The 12539-nt window shown below is 62.8% G+C and carries 14 protein-coding genes; 6 read left to right on the forward strand and 8 right to left on the reverse strand.

Features of this window, described 5'->3' with window-relative positions; genetic code table 11:
• Positions 1 to 21: 21 nt before the first annotated feature.
• From RG540_RS23245 to RG540_RS33215, 3 genes are all read left to right on the forward strand, one after another.
• On the forward strand, positions 22 to 2310 hold the full coding sequence (locus RG540_RS23245; RefSeq protein WP_041363917.1) for a heavy metal translocating P-type ATPase: 2289 nt from the start codon (positions 22 to 24) through the stop codon (positions 2308 to 2310).
• 72 nt (positions 2311 to 2382) lie between these two features.
• Entirely contained in the window at positions 2383 to 2658 is a 276-nt protein-coding gene (locus RG540_RS23250) for a type II toxin-antitoxin system ParD family antitoxin (protein ID WP_041363919.1), read from the forward strand.
• Complete coding sequence (locus tag RG540_RS33215; RefSeq protein ID WP_244446747.1) at positions 2621 to 2842, forward strand: type II toxin-antitoxin system RelE/ParE family toxin; 222 nt, start codon at positions 2621 to 2623, stop codon at positions 2840 to 2842. The genes RG540_RS23250 and RG540_RS33215 overlap by 38 nt, the downstream gene beginning before the upstream one ends.
• A gap of 122 nt (positions 2843 to 2964) precedes the next feature.
• Here the strand turns inward: RG540_RS33215 and RG540_RS23255 are convergent, their stop codons facing one another.
• Complete coding sequence (locus RG540_RS23255) at positions 2965 to 4659, reverse strand: glycoside hydrolase family 13 protein (RefSeq protein ID WP_046599313.1); 1695 nt, start codon at positions 4657 to 4659, stop codon at positions 2965 to 2967.
• Between the two features lie 146 nt (positions 4660 to 4805).
• On the opposite strand from RG540_RS23255, the gene RG540_RS23260 reads away from it, so the two are divergent.
• On the forward strand, positions 4806 to 4988 hold the full coding sequence (locus RG540_RS23260; protein ID WP_041363921.1) for a hypothetical protein: 183 nt from the start codon (positions 4806 to 4808) through the stop codon (positions 4986 to 4988).
• A gap of 10 nt (positions 4989 to 4998) precedes the next feature.
• Positions 4999 to 5226, forward strand: a complete 228-nt coding sequence (locus RG540_RS23265; protein WP_041363923.1) for a hypothetical protein — start codon at positions 4999 to 5001, stop codon at positions 5224 to 5226.
• A 78-nt stretch (positions 5227 to 5304) separates the two neighbouring features.
• Here RG540_RS23265 and RG540_RS23270 read toward each other — a convergent pair whose 3' ends face one another.
• From RG540_RS23270 to RG540_RS23300, 7 genes are all read right to left on the reverse strand, one after another.
• Positions 5305 to 6111 carry a class I SAM-dependent methyltransferase gene (locus RG540_RS23270; protein ID WP_041366243.1) on the reverse strand — a complete coding sequence of 269 codons (807 nt, stop codon included), beginning with the start codon at positions 6109 to 6111 and terminating at the stop codon, positions 5305 to 5307.
• A gap of 207 nt (positions 6112 to 6318) precedes the next feature.
• Entirely contained in the window at positions 6319 to 7068 is a 750-nt protein-coding gene (locus RG540_RS23275) for a DUF6683 family protein (RefSeq protein WP_157884671.1), read from the reverse strand.
• A gap of 70 nt (positions 7069 to 7138) precedes the next feature.
• Entirely contained in the window at positions 7139 to 7909 is a 771-nt protein-coding gene (locus RG540_RS23280) for a gamma-glutamyl-gamma-aminobutyrate hydrolase family protein (protein ID WP_041363928.1), read from the reverse strand.
• A 91-nt stretch (positions 7910 to 8000) separates the two neighbouring features.
• Positions 8001 to 8330, reverse strand: a complete 330-nt coding sequence (locus tag RG540_RS23285; RefSeq protein WP_041363931.1) for a DUF6665 family protein — start codon at positions 8328 to 8330, stop codon at positions 8001 to 8003.
• Between the two features lie 429 nt (positions 8331 to 8759).
• Complete coding sequence (locus RG540_RS23290) at positions 8760 to 9830, reverse strand: HlyD family secretion protein (protein ID WP_041363933.1); 1071 nt, start codon at positions 9828 to 9830, stop codon at positions 8760 to 8762.
• Between the two features lie 54 nt (positions 9831 to 9884).
• Positions 9885 to 11606, reverse strand: coding sequence for an efflux MFS transporter permease (locus RG540_RS23295; protein ID WP_051909712.1), 1722 nt, complete (start codon positions 11604 to 11606; stop codon positions 9885 to 9887).
• A complete protein-coding gene (locus RG540_RS23300) occupies positions 11593 to 12048 on the reverse strand; it encodes a MarR family winged helix-turn-helix transcriptional regulator (protein WP_041363935.1) in 456 nt (151 codons plus the stop codon). The genes RG540_RS23295 and RG540_RS23300 overlap by 14 nt, the downstream gene beginning before the upstream one ends.
• Before the next feature lie 222 nt (positions 12049 to 12270).
• Here RG540_RS23300 and RG540_RS23305 point away from each other — a divergent pair, with 222 nt between their 5' ends.
• Positions 12271 to 12474: a hypothetical protein gene (locus RG540_RS23305; RefSeq protein WP_155414591.1), complete on the forward strand. Its 204-nt coding sequence runs from the start codon at positions 12271 to 12273 to the stop codon at positions 12472 to 12474.
• The last annotated feature ends 65 nt before the right edge of the window (positions 12475 to 12539 follow it).

The raw sequence follows: 12539 nt of genomic DNA on the forward strand, positions 1-12539 counted from the left end.
CGATCCAATGGGAAAGACACGATGAACGCGACGACACAGGCACGATACAAGGTTGGGGGCATGGATTGCGCCAGCTGCGCGACGAAGATCGACACCGCGGTGCGCCGCATGCCGGGCGTCGAGGACGTGTCCGTTTCGGTCGCGTCGGGCACGATGACTGTGAAGCATGACGGGACCGGCGATCTGGGTGCGATCGAGAAGAAGGTCGTAGGGCTTGGGTATTCGCTCAGGGCGCTGGGTCAGAAGGCCGGTGAGGATGCGCGGCGGCGCGGTGTCGAGGGGTTACCCCCCTCTGCCCTGCCGGGCATCTCCCCCTCAAGGGGGGAGATCGGCAAGACGCACGACCACCATCATCATCATGACCATGACGGCGGGCAAGATCATTCCCACCACGACCACAGAACAACAGAAATCGAAGACCTGCACGGCCATGATCACGGGCCGATGGACGGGCCGTGGTGGAAATCGGCCAAGGGCCGCCTGACCATCCTGGTCGGCATTGCGTTGGCGGTGGCTTACGGGATCGGCCATCTGGTGCCGGCCTATGACGCCTATATCTTCACCGCCGCGATGCTGATCGGCCTCGTGCCGATTGCCCGGCGCGCCATCATGGCAGCACTTGCCGGCACGCCGTTTTCGATCGAGATGCTGATGACGATTGCCGCCGTCGGCGCTGTTGTCATCAATGCGTCGGAAGAGGCCGCCGCCGTGGTCTTCCTTTTCCTGATCGGCGAATTGCTGGAAGGGGTGGCGGCCGGCAAGGCGCGGCAGAGCATCCAGAGCCTGACGGCGCTGGTGCCGAAAAACGCGCTGCTCGAAGAAAACGGCCAGACCCGCGAAGTACCGGCCGATCGCCTTGCCGTCGGCGCGATCATCCTCGTTCGTCCCGGCGACCGCATTTCGGCGGACGGCGTCATCATCGCGGGCGAAAGCGCGATCGACGAAGCGCCGGTGACGGGCGAAAGCACGCCGGTCTCCAAGGGCATCGACGACACGGTTTTTGCCGGCACGATCAACGGCGATGCCGCCTTGCGGGTTCGCGTGACGGCCGCCGCCGAGGACAATACGATTGCCCGCGTGGTGCGGCTGGTCGAGGAGGCGCAGGAGAGCAAGGCCCCGACCGAACGCTTTATCGACCGGTTCTCGCGGTATTACACGCCGGGTGTCGTCGCAGTGGCGGCGCTGGTCGCCATCCTGCCACCGCTTGTCGGCGGTGCGTCCTGGAGCGAGTGGGTCTACAAGGGCCTGGCGATCCTGCTGATCGGCTGCCCCTGTGCGCTGGTCATCTCGACGCCTGCCGCAATCGCCGCATCGCTGTCGTCAGGTGCCCGCCGCGGCCTGCTGATGAAGGGTGGCGCGGTACTCGAAACGCTCGGCAAGATCACCGCCGTCGCGCTCGACAAGACCGGCACGTTGACGGCCGGCAGGCCCCAGGTGACCGATGTCATCGCCTTCGGCCGCAATGCGGAAGACGTGCTGCGCTTTGCCGCCGCGCTCGAAACCGGCTCCAGCCATCCGCTCGCCGTCGCCATCCTTGCCAAGGCTGCCGATGACGAGGTCGAGATTCCGGCCGCGACGGATGCCAGGGCGCTCGGCGGCAAGGGCGTCACGGCGATGGTCGAAGGCCAGGAGGTGTTTTTCGGTTCGCCCAAGGCAGCGGCCGAGCGGGTTTCGCTGCCGATGGCGCATGGCCGCCGGATCACCGGCCTCAATGACGAGGGCAAGACCGTCTCGGTGCTGGTCGTCGGCGGGGTCCTTGCCGGTGCCATCGCCATGCGCGACGAACCGCGTCCCGACGCCAGGGCCGGCCTGAAGGCGCTGACCGATGCCGGCATCAGGACCGTGATGCTGACCGGCGACAATGCTCGCACCGCGACCGCGATCGGCAAGGATCTCGGCATCGAGGTACGTGCCGAGCTGATGCCGGAAGACAAGAGCCGCATCGTCGGTGAGCTGAAAAGCGAGGGTTACGTGGTCGGCAAGGTCGGCGACGGCATCAACGACGCCCCGGCACTCGCAGCCGCCGATGTCGGCATCGCGATGGGCGGAGGCACCGACGTGGCGCTCGAAACTGCCGATGCCGCAGCGCTGCACGGCCGGGTCGGCGACATCGCGGCGATGATCGCGCTGTCGAAGCGGACGATGCGCAACATCTACCAGAACATCTCGATCGCGCTCGGCCTGAAGGCGGTCTTCCTGGTCACGACCATCCTGGGGATCACTGGACTGTGGCCGGCGATCCTTGCGGACACCGGGGCGACGGTGCTGGTGACGATCAATGCGCTGCGGCTGCTGCGGGTGAGGAACTAGGCACAGCCCGCGGGAGATTGCGCAAGACACTGTCGTGTTGCAAGATAGGGCAGCGTAAAAGGATAGGCTGACATGCGCACCAACAAATCCATCACCCTGACACTCGGTAAACAGCAGAAAGTTCTCGATGCCATGGTGGAATCGGGGGACTATGACTCCGCCAGCGAGGCGGTGCGCGCTGCTCTGCGCGCACTCGAGCGGGAAAGGGAAGCCCTGGACGAAATCATGCGCCTGAAGGTTCAGGAAGCCATGGACGATCCGCGCCCCAGTATTCCGGCCGCCAAAGTATTCGCGGAACTTCGCGAATTCCATGCCAGCCAGGCGAAAGCCGACAAGCGTGGATCATAATGTCGAGTTTCGACCGGCAGCCGTCACTGACCTCCGGCGGATCTACCTGAGAATTGCCCAAGAGGCAGGGTATGAGCGCGCTGGAAACTATATCGATCGAATTGAAGCGGCCTGCATGAGCCTCTCGGCATTTCCCCACCGCGGACCTGTTCGGGCCATATCCACCCTGGCTTACGCGTCATAGGATTTGAACGCAGTGCCGCCATAGCGTTCGTCGTCGAGAAGGACAGGGTCAATATCCTGCGTATTCTTCCGCGGGGCATGGATTTTCCCTCTGACTGGTCCGCAGATGAGTGACGCGTCTTTTCAAAGCGTTCGCGCCAGAACCGCAAAAGCCTCATAGGGTTTCAGCGTCAGGTTCTCGCCAAGCGCATCCACCAATTCGTAGTTCGAAATCAGGCCTTGCCCCGACAGCCGCAATTCCCCGGGCAGCTCGACGGTCAGGTCCCTCGCCGTGAAATTTGCCGCCACCACCAACCGCTCCCCGTCGAGCGTTCGTGAATAAACGAACACGTCCGGATGGCTGTCGAGCCAGCTCTGGTAGGTGCCGTAGACGATCACCTCGTGGGTTTTGCGGAGTGCGATCAGCTTGCGGTAATGGTTCCAGATCGACGTCTCGTCGGTCATTTCCGCTTCCGCATTGATCTTCGGGTAATTGGGATTGACCTCGATCCACGGCACGCCGGTCGAGAAGCCGCCATAGGGCGCAGCGCTCCATTGCATCGGAGTGCGGGCGTTGTCACGGGCGTTTTCGTTGGCGCCCTTGATGAATTCCTCGGGCGACAGGCCGGCCTCGATATGGAGGCGGTGCATGTTGAGCGTCTCGATGTCGCGATACTGCTCGATCGTCGTGAACGGCACGTTGGTCATGCCGATCTCCTCGCCTTGGTAGATGAAGGGCGTGCCCTTCATCAGGTGCAGCACGGTCGCCAGCATCTTGGCCGATTCCACCGGATAACCGGTCGCATCGCCATATTTGGAGACGGCCCGGGGCAGGTCGTGATTACCCCAGAACAGCGAATTCCAGCCGTCATCCGATAGCGCGTATTGCCATTTTCCAAGCACCGATTTCAGCTTCACCAGGTCGAACGGTTTCGAGCGCCATTTGCCGAACACCTCGTCCCATTGCTGGGTGACGTGCTCGAACTGGAAGACCATCGACAGTTCGTGGCGGTTGCGGCCGGAATAGAGGAGAGCCGAACCGGGCGTCGCGCTCCAGGTCTCTCCGACGGTCAGGATATCGCGATTGCCGAATGTTTTGCGGTTCATTTCCTGCAGGTAGTCGTGCAGGTGCGGGCCGTCGTGGACGATCTCATGGTCCACCTGCTTGCCGATATAGTCGATGACATCCATGCGGAAACCGGCAATGCCGCGCTCCAGCCACCAGTTCATCATCTTGTAGATCTCGGCTCGGACCGCGGGGTTTTCCCAGTTGAGATCCGGCTGGCGGGTCGAAAACAGATGCAGGTAATATTCGCCGCTCAAGGTATCGAGCGTCCAGGCCGGCCCGCCGAAGGAGGATTTGAGGCTGTTCGGCGGCCCGCCATCCGCAGCGGGTTTGCGCCAGATGTAGAAATCGCGGAACGGATTGCCCGGGCCCTTGCGGCTCTCGACGAACCACGGATGTTCGTCCGACGTGTGGTTGACGACGAGATCGAGGACGATGCCGATGCCCCGGTTCCGCGCCTCCGATACCAGCCTGTCGAAATCGGCAAGCGTGCCGAATTCCGGGGCGATGTCCTGGTAATCGGAAATGTCGTAGCCGTTGTCGTCCATCGGCGACTTGTAGATCGGCGACAGCCAGATCACGTCGATACCGAGGGATTTCAGATAGTCGAGCTTGGAGGTGATGCCGGGAATATCGCCGACGCCATCGCCGTTGAGATCGCAGAAACTGCGCGGATAGACCTGGTAGACGGTGGCGGTGTGCCACCATTTGCGTTCTATCGGCAATGCAGCCTGGTTGATCGCGGCGGCAAGCTGATCCTGAAAGTCGTTCATCGATGCCCTCCCGGCCTCTTTAACCTGTTCGAACGCGAGAGCGCGGCGGGGGTTCCTCAACCCCGGCGGCAACAACGCGTCGGATGGAACATCGTGACTCGCTGCGGGTTAGACCAGTGGGAAACCGCAAGAAAAGGAGACCCTTCATGAGCAGCAAACTTCCCCCGACGCCCCCGGAAAACCTGAGCCACAAGGGCTCCGGCGAACAGGCCCATCCGTCCGATATCAAGCCCGGCAAGCTCCAGGCGGCGAACGATCCCGGCAAGCAGGGCCAGCAAGGCAATACCAAGGTCAACACAACCCATCAGGGTTATCAGCAGGACCGATAGGGAGTTCATCATGTCGACATCGCAGAAGACACCCGCAAGCATCCGCCAGGGCGGGCCAGGCGCGTCCCATGAAAATGCCCCCAACGCGAAAAAGGGTGTGCCGCTGGAAGTGAAGAAGCCGCCGGCCGATGACGATCTGCGCTCCACCAGCCGCGTTTCGGGCGGCGGCGGCGAACGCGACAGCCACCATACCCATGATGCGAAGAAGAAGGGTGGTCAGGCGAACACGACGCATTGATTGGTCGAACCGGATTGGATGACGAACGCCCTCCCGGCGGAAATGCGGGGAGGGCGCTGTGCTTTCAGTGTCAGACGATCAGGCTGAGGGAACCACACCCCGACAGGCCCAGGCGACGGAGACGAACGAACGCGGACCGTCCGGCCTGCCCGCCTCGTAGGCGGCCCTGACCGCGGCGTCGGTTTTCGCCCGAAGCGCCGGGTCGAGCGAGGCCACATATTTGCCGAGCGGTCCTTCGCCGGCGGCGATCGGCGCCCAGTAGTCGTCGAAGGACTGAAAATCCATCCGGATCATCAGCGAGACTTCCGCCACGTCGACGAGGCCCTGACGGATGAAGCTGTCCTTCATCTCGCCCGGCTGCATCATCGGCTGGAAGAAATGATGGCTTCGCACCTGCCGGGCTTGGTCGTCCAGCATCGAGACCGTGTCCCACATCATCCGCATGGCGGGCATGCCGCCGAGATGATCCCAGACGGTGGCCGCCACCACCCCGCCCGGCCGCACCACGCGCCGCATTTCGGCGACGGCCTTGTCCGCTTCCGGTACGAAATGCAGGACGAGAAGCGCCATCGCCCGGTCGAAATAACCGTCCTCGAATGGCAGCGCACAGGCATCCGCCTGGCTGATCCTGATCCTCGGATCGGTGTTGCGGCGGATCGCCTCTTCGACGAAGACGGGCGAATAGTCGATCGCTGCGATCTCGGAAAGATTGGCTGCCTTCGGCAGCGCGAATGTCAGGCTTCCCGTGCCGCAGCCGACGTCGAGAACCCTTTCCCCGTCTTCAAGACCGGCGAAATCGATCAGCTGGGGTGCCAGCCTCTGGCTCCAGCGCCCCATCAGTTGCTCGTAACCGCCCGCGTTGCGGACATTGAAACTCGATGTCATGTCGCCCTCCAAACTTCCGGAACCAAGGCTATTCCTGGTTTCTCCGCTTGCCAAGACGGCTGAACGGGGTACGCGAGTTAAAGGATGGCGCGGCCCGCCGCGCCATTAAGACTTTGTTGACACCTGTCAACTCGCCGACGAGGGCTCCACCGTATCGAGCCCGGCGCAGATCATCGGGGCATCGAAGCCCGCCACGACCGGGCCGGTTCAGTCCGCCGGCTTGAAACCTTCGTCGGTCAGCGTCATCGAGGCGAGGTCGAGCCCCATGCCGCGTGCACCTTCGGCGGCGGCACGGCCGATCGCCTTGGTCTGAGCGGCGTTGTCCTTGGCCTGTTCCAGCCCGACGCCGAGCAGCAGCGCCTGCATGAACAGGGCTTCCGACATGGACTGCTTCAGGCTGTCATTGGCGTTGGCGAATTCGGGAACCGAAGCCATGGTGCGCATCACCTGCTGCTTGACGGCAGCCGTTGCCGCCTGGCTCGGATCGTCGGTCGAACCGCGCGTCGCCTGCCAGGCGCCGATCCACCAGACCGTATAGGCGTCGGCCAGGTTGTCGATCCGCAACCCATATTTGGCGAGCGGCGTCCGCATTTCCTCGATGATGTCGCGGGAGGCGACCAGCTTGGCGAGGTCGTCCGCACCCTTCGGATCGGCAGCCCGGCTCTTGGCGACGAAGCCGGCGAGATTGGCCGTGCGGCGGGCTTTCGAGGGGACGTAGCGGAAACTGTCCGGCCGCACCGGCCGGGCGGTCTCTGGGGTGGCGGATGCCGGGGCCTGGTTGCCCTTGCGCTGCATCTGCCGGCACAGCGTCTCGGCGATCGGCCCCATGTTCAGCGTCGCTTCGAAGGCGCCGGGGCTGAGCGGGCCTGAAAAATCGGCGCGTGCCGGGACGTTTCCGGCACCAAGGACGGTAAGGCCCGCCAACAGAATTGCCAGATACCTTGCGTTTGCCCGCATCGCCGAATCCCCCAAAATACGATGGGCACTATATGCGCCGCGGTCGGATCGGCAAGTTGAATGGCAGATATCAGCCGGCGTACTTGCGTGCCCGGACGGCTTCGCCAAAGGCCTCGAACAGGGCGCGGTTGATGGGATTGATCTGCGGGTCGTATTCCGCATGCCACTGGACGCCCAGCGCAAACCCTTCCGCCTCCTTGAACCGGATCGCCTCGATCGTGCCGTCTTCCGCCACGCCTTCGACGATGATGCGGTTTCCCAGCTCGTCGATCCCCTGGCCGTGGAGGGAATTGACCCGGATCATCTCGCGGCCGAGCAGGCGTGCGAACGTACCGTCCGGGGTCAGCCGGACGTCGTGCCTGTCGGCAAAGACGACGGTCAGGTCCGGGTGGATCTCGCCGTTTTCCAGCCGCGGCATGCGGTGGTTCATGCGGCCGGGCAGCTCGCGGATCTCCGGGTGCAGAGAGCCGCCGGCCGCGACGTTCATTTCCTGAAAGCCGCGACAGATGCCGAAGACAGGTATGCCGGCGGCAACGCAGGCGCTGATCAGCGGCAGGGCGACCGCATCCCGGTTCTGGTCATAGGGTTCGTGGCGAGCATGCGGCTCGGTGTTGAAGTGGCTCGGATGGACATTCGCCCGGCCTCCGGTCAAGAGGATGCCGTCGACGGTGTCGAGCAAAGTCGGAATGTCGGTGATATTAGGGTTGCCGGCAAACATCAGCGGCAGGGCGCCGGTAACGTCCGCGATCGCCCTGAGGTTCTGCTCACCGACGAGCTGCGCGGAAAAGCGGTTTTCGACACTATGGGTATTGCCGATCACGCCGATCACCGGTCTGGACATTGCTCAAATCCATCATTCAGCCGCAGCGCTTCGATCAGCGGCCTGCGGGCAATTTCATGTTTCACTTCGAATTTCACCTGGGGAACGGATTTCACTTGCGGACCGCCCCCACCCTCGCAAGCACCTCGCTCGGGATCGCATACCGCTTGATGATGTCGCGATTGTTCCGAAGACCGCAGATTTCGCGCTGGATGAACAGCCCCCAGACGGCATCCGCCGCTTCGTCGCGAAGCCTCTCTCGCAGCACCTCGCTGTCGCGTTCCGGGTTCCAGGCATTCAACGCTCCGAGCGCTTCCTCCACCTTCAGCCCCTGCCGCCCCAGCGCTGCCGCGCGCTCGGACATCAGCTCGTATTCGAGGAGGTTGAAGCCGGTATTGGCGAATCCTGGCTGATGGAACGACTGGGGAGGGCGGACGCTCATGGGAAATACCTGGAGTTTCCACCAATGTTAGCCGATTGCTGCGGCGCGTCAAATGAGGAATGGGTGGGTGGTGTGGATGGTGCACCGGAGGACGCCTTCCAGGGACACGGACGAACACGCGGGTCTTTTCGGCGTGGTCCCCTGCGACGCCGGTTTCTCGCGCCGCAGAGCTTCGATGGGCTTGAAATTCGTGACTATTGCGACGCCCGGCGGCGATGCGTGCGGTGCCAACAATGGCGACATGTTGGAGCCCCGTAACATGAGGTCCGAAGTATTACAGGCCGAAAACGAGTGGCGACCACCCATTTCATGCGCGCCGGCGCACAGATCCAGCCGGCCGACAACAAAGCGCTCCGCAAGAATACCGAACAGGCGCGGGGCGTTGTCCGTCGGATCGTCAGAGGCGAGTTCCTGATCGCCGGTTGGCGATCAGTCGAGCTTGGCCTCGGCCACCGCCCCGCCATCTTGGGCGAGGTCTACGCTTGCGACCGCCGACATGCCAGGGACGAGCCTGTCGGTGAGTTTCTGTCGCGGCTCAATGGCGATCCGGACCGGGATGCGCTGGGCAACCTTGGTGAAGTTGCCGGTGGCGTTGTCGGCCTTGATGACCGAGAATTCCGAACCCGTGGCCGGCGCGAAACGCTCGATCCGGCCGGTAAATTTTTCATACCCCAGGGCATCGACGGTGAAGGTCACCTTCTGGCCGGCAGTCATGCCGCCGAGCTGAGTTTCCTTGAAATTGGCGACCACCCAGACTTTGGTAGGCACGACTGAGCCGATCTGGGTGCCGATCGAGACATACTGGCCGATGCGACCGGCGACCTCGCCGAGCGTACCGTCCTGCGGGGCGGTGATGCGGGTATTGGCAAGGTCGATCTCGGCAAGCTTCACCGCCGCCTTGGCGCTTTCGACGTTAGCCTCCAGCGACTTGCGGCTGACGACGATTGTGTTGAGGTCCTGCTCGGTGACGAGTTCGGCGGCTTCGGCCTGGTGGACGGCGGCCTGCGCCTGGTTGAAGGCGGCGCGGTTCTTTTCGGCCTCGCTCTGGGTGGCGATGTTCTTTTCGAGCAGGCTCTGGGTGCGGTCGTAGGTGGTTCTTGCGGCATCGAAGGCGGCGTTGGCGCTTTCCACGGCGGCCTTGGCGGACTGGATCTTGGCTTCGGCCGACTTGCGGCTCTGTTCGGAATTGGAGAGCGAAGCTTCTGCTGTTGCGAGCGCCGCTTTGGCCTGTTCCAGCTTCTGGGCGTAGATGCGGTCGTCGATCCTGGCGATCAGGTCGCCTCGGCTGACCCGCTGGTAGTCCTGCACCGGCACTTCGGTGAGGTAACCGGCAAGCTGCGGGCTGAGGATGGTCACCTGGCCGCGCACATAGGCGTCGTTGGTCGTCTCGATCGTGCCGTGGAAGGGCGGCAGGTTCCAGGCATAAAGCACCACGACGATGCCGGCGGCGCCGATGGCAAGTGCCACATAGGTGGCGATGAAGCGGAAGATCTTGGACATGGCAGTTTCGTTTCTTGTTCTTCGGTTCTTGTTCTGGGAGGCCCGCTCGGGGCTTCAGGCAGCGGCGGGCGTCGGGGTCTTGATTGGCAAAAGCCGGTGGTAGTTGCGCCAGGCGAGGTGAAGGAGAAGGAAGGCAAGCGCTGCGAGCGAGGCCCAAGCGGTCAGCAGAAAGGAGTCGTTGTAGGCGAGCGCATAGGCCTGCTGCTGCACCTGCCTGGCGAGGAGGGCGGCGCCTTGCACCACCTGCTGGTTGGGGTCTGTCAGCACCTTGCCATAGGCGCCGCCGAGCTGAATCAGCCGGGTTGCCACGAGCGGATCGGTCGAGGCGAGCTCGGAGACCAGCCGGAAGGAATGGAACTGCTCGCGCCACTGCACGAAGGTGCCGTAGAGGGCGCTGCCCAGATAACCGCCGACCTTTTGGGTGGCGAGGAAAACGACGATGAAGGAGAGGATGTAGCTCGGGCCGCGTTTCATCGCAGCGCCCATGCCGATCATCAACGCTGGCGGCAGGAAGAGGCCGCTCGCGAAGCTCACCAGGAACTGGCTGAGATACATTTGTTCCGGCCGGGTGAGGATGGTCGACTGGCTATCCATGTAGCTGCCGACCGCCACCAGCAGCAGCGAGACGGCGTGGATCGCCGAGGCGCGGCCGGGCTTCATGATCATGGCGCAGACGACGCCTGAAGCGACGGCACCGGCGAGGATGACCCAGTAGAGCCCGGCCATCTGCTCGTTCAGCATGCCGGCATTGCGCAGAAAATTGATCGCGCCGCTGGTCTGTTCGGAAAACACGAGGCGAGACACCATCAGAGCGCCGGTGAAATGCAGGATCTCTCGGGAGGTGAGCCAGCGGATATCGACCAGATGGTTCTTCCGGTTGAGCTCGATCGCCGCAAAGATCGCGGAGGCGGCGATGCCGGCGATGATCATCCAGGCGAGCCAGTCGACCGCCGTCCACCAATAGAGCCGGCCAACGGTGAACACTACGGCAAAACAGCCGAGCCCGATGGCGAGGAAGACGTAGCTGATGACATCGAGGCTGCTGATCACTTTCGCACGCGGCGGCGAGGCGAGCGGCAGCACGTAAACGAGGCCGAGCGAGACCATGGCGAGCCCCATCTCGACGAGATAGAGCGCATGGTAGCCGCCGATATCCAGGAGATACGGCGAGATGAGGCCGGTCACCGGCGAGGGGAGGGCCAGCGCCGTCAGCGAGGCGCAGAGGCCTATGCTCATCTTCTTTGCCGGGGAGATCGGCTCGAGAATATAGAGGAAACCAAGCGAGGTCATCGGCGCCGCGGCGACGCCTGCAAAGAAACGCAGTGCCAGCGCGCTCTCGTAACTGTCCGTCCAGAAATGCGCCAGGCAGACGAGCACATAGACGACGATCGCCACCTCGGCGAAGTTCCGGAGGCCGTATTGGGCCCGCACTTTGAAGAGCAGCAGCGTCAGGCTGGCATTCGGGAAGAGATAGGCCGCCATCAGCCAGGTGGCTTCGGTCTGGGTCAGATCCATCGGGCCGGCGATCTGCTGCAGGTTGGTGGAGATGAAGCTCATGCCGAGTCCCTGCGTCAGGGCGATCAGCGTGCCGGCCAGCATATAGGCGGCAACCATCATGCAGGATTTGGGCACGAACGCGGGCGCAGGCGAAGAGGCGGCGGGCTCCGGCGCCGATTCGATAGCCGCAACGGTTTCGGCCGGCTCCGCGTTTCTGCGGAAATCCGGCCGTATGATGGTCGCGTCTTCCTGCCTTGCTGCTGTCTCACGCGAGGACATCGATATCCTCCAGCTCGCCGATATTGGCCGAGATCCGGTCGAACAGCGTCATAGCGATCTGCATTTGGTCGGCGTCGATATTCTGAAAGATCTGCTCGCGCATACGGTCGCCGATCGAGCGGACGAGGTCTGCCTGTTCCTGGCCATGAGCCGTCAGGAACAGAAGCTTGACGCGGCGGTCGTTCGGATCCGGCCGGCGTTCGATCAGGCCGTTTTCTTCCATACGATCCAGAAGGCGCACCATGGTGGCCTGTTCGAGCTCCAGCTCGCAGGCCAGCTCGCTCTGGTTCATGTTCTGCTTCTTGGCGAGGCGGAACAGGGCGCGGGCGCGGGGATAGGTCAGCCCATGCGCCGTCACCTGCTGGTTGAAGGCAGTACGGATCTTGCGGCTGACCTTGGTCAACGCTTCGAAGAATTCGGATGCGATCGGATCAGGTTTCATCGTGAGCTTAATGTTAGTGTGCTAAGTTTCTTGTGCTGTAACTAGCATGTCAGCTGATGTGTTTCAAGGGTCAGAGCGTAAGGTGTGAGTTTCGGAGGCGGATGGTCAAGGAAGCGGCACTTTTGGCACGGGGTCTCCCAGGATTAACGTCGCGTTAACCATGGCTCGCTTAGAAATGTCGGTGCGCGAATGACCTGCGCGCCTAACCTCTATGGGATCAACATGTACGTTGTATCGGTGCTCGACAATGGCGACCAAAGGACATTCGTGTCCGAAAGCCTGAAAATATTAGACCGGATCGTCTACGCCACCATTTGCGGTTCTCCGAAGCAGTTCCTGCTCTCCGAGGTAGTCGATATCGTCCCGGTCGACGCAAACCCGACCAAAGCTCCAACGACACGAAACGCCGCTTCCCTCGTCCAATAGTCCGCTCGCGGACTGAAGGATCGAAGAGAGGAAACGATCGCGTTTCCGCGAACCGCCCGCCCGCG

This window comes from Neorhizobium galegae bv. orientalis str. HAMBI 540 (assembly GCF_000731315.1).
GTDB lineage: Bacteria > Pseudomonadota > Alphaproteobacteria > Rhizobiales > Rhizobiaceae > Neorhizobium > Neorhizobium galegae.

Coding starts and splice junctions, on each gene's coding strand:
- RG540_RS23245 (WP_041363917.1), top strand. CDS start 22: ATGAACGCGACGACACAGGCACGATACAAGGTTGGGGGCATGGATTGC.
- RG540_RS23250 (WP_041363919.1), top strand. CDS start 2,383: ATGCGCACCAACAAATCCATCACCCTGACACTCGGTAAACAGCAGAAA.
- RG540_RS33215 (WP_244446747.1), top strand. CDS start 2,621: ATGCCAGCCAGGCGAAAGCCGACAAGCGTGGATCATAATGTCGAGTTT.
- RG540_RS23255 (WP_046599313.1), bottom strand. CDS start 4,659: ATGAACGACTTTCAGGATCAGCTTGCCGCCGCGATCAACCAGGCTGCA.
- RG540_RS23260 (WP_041363921.1), top strand. CDS start 4,806: ATGAGCAGCAAACTTCCCCCGACGCCCCCGGAAAACCTGAGCCACAAG.
- RG540_RS23265 (WP_041363923.1), top strand. CDS start 4,999: ATGTCGACATCGCAGAAGACACCCGCAAGCATCCGCCAGGGCGGGCCA.
- RG540_RS23270 (WP_041366243.1), bottom strand. CDS start 6,111: ATGACATCGAGTTTCAATGTCCGCAACGCGGGCGGTTACGAGCAACTG.
- RG540_RS23275 (WP_157884671.1), bottom strand. CDS start 7,068: ATGCGGGCAAACGCAAGGTATCTGGCAATTCTGTTGGCGGGCCTTACC.
- RG540_RS23280 (WP_041363928.1), bottom strand. CDS start 7,909: ATGTCCAGACCGGTGATCGGCGTGATCGGCAATACCCATAGTGTCGAA.
- RG540_RS23285 (WP_041363931.1), bottom strand. CDS start 8,330: ATGAGCGTCCGCCCTCCCCAGTCGTTCCATCAGCCAGGATTCGCCAAT.
- RG540_RS23290 (WP_041363933.1), bottom strand. CDS start 9,830: ATGTCCAAGATCTTCCGCTTCATCGCCACCTATGTGGCACTTGCCATC.
- RG540_RS23295 (WP_051909712.1), bottom strand. CDS start 11,606: ATGTCCTCGCGTGAGACAGCAGCAAGGCAGGAAGACGCGACCATCATA.
- RG540_RS23300 (WP_041363935.1), bottom strand. CDS start 12,048: ATGAAACCTGATCCGATCGCATCCGAATTCTTCGAAGCGTTGACCAAG.
- RG540_RS23305 (WP_155414591.1), top strand. CDS start 12,271: ATGTACGTTGTATCGGTGCTCGACAATGGCGACCAAAGGACATTCGTG.